The 603-nt window shown below is 66.2% G+C and carries 1 protein-coding gene; it reads right to left on the bottom strand.

What is annotated here, in order from left to right:
• Positions 1-601 (bottom strand): IS21 family transposase (gene istA, locus AACY52_RS29375; RefSeq protein ID WP_339561230.1); only part of this gene is annotated, 601 nt, incomplete at its 3' end.
• Between the last annotated feature and the right edge of the window lie 2 nt (positions 602-603).

Raw genomic sequence — 603 nt, 5'->3', positions numbered from 1 at the left:
CGAACACCGTCGTCACCGCGGTCTTCATGTTGTCGTAGATGCCGCGCAGCGGCACCCCTCCGAAGAAGCCGAAGCCGCGCGCATGCGCGTCAAACACCATCTCCTGCGTCTCACGCGGATACGCCCGGACATAGACCGCCCGCGATGCGCAAAGCCGCACGTGGGCGACCTTCACGCGCATCGGCTTGCCCGCGATCTCCACGTCTTCGTGGCTCCAGTCGAACTGGTACGCCTCGCCTTGCCTGAACAGCAGCGGGATAAATGCCGCCACGCCGACGCCGGGGTCTTTGCGCCGAGCCTCGGCCCAGCGCGTGGCGTAGCGCCGGACCGCATCATACGATCCCTCAAAGCCTTCGCGCAGCAGCAGATCGTGGATTCGCGTCATCCGTAACCGGTCGCGCCGCGACCGCGCCTCGTTCTCGGCCAGCAGCGTATCGAGCCGCTCCTGGAACGGTCCGATCCGAGGCAGCGGCTGCACCGATCGATGATAATCGAACGCGCCTTCCGGCGCCCTGATCGCCTTGCGGATTACCTTGCGCGACAACCGCAGATCCCGCGCGATCTCCTTGATCGGCTTGCCACCGGCGTGCTCACGCCGAATCC

It is taken from the genome of Pseudomonas sp. EA_65y_Pfl1_P113, assembly GCF_963970525.1.
Taxonomy (GTDB): Bacteria; Pseudomonadota; Gammaproteobacteria; order Pseudomonadales; family Pseudomonadaceae; genus Aquipseudomonas; species Aquipseudomonas tritici.
This window is presented reverse-complemented; position numbering and strand designations above follow the sequence as displayed.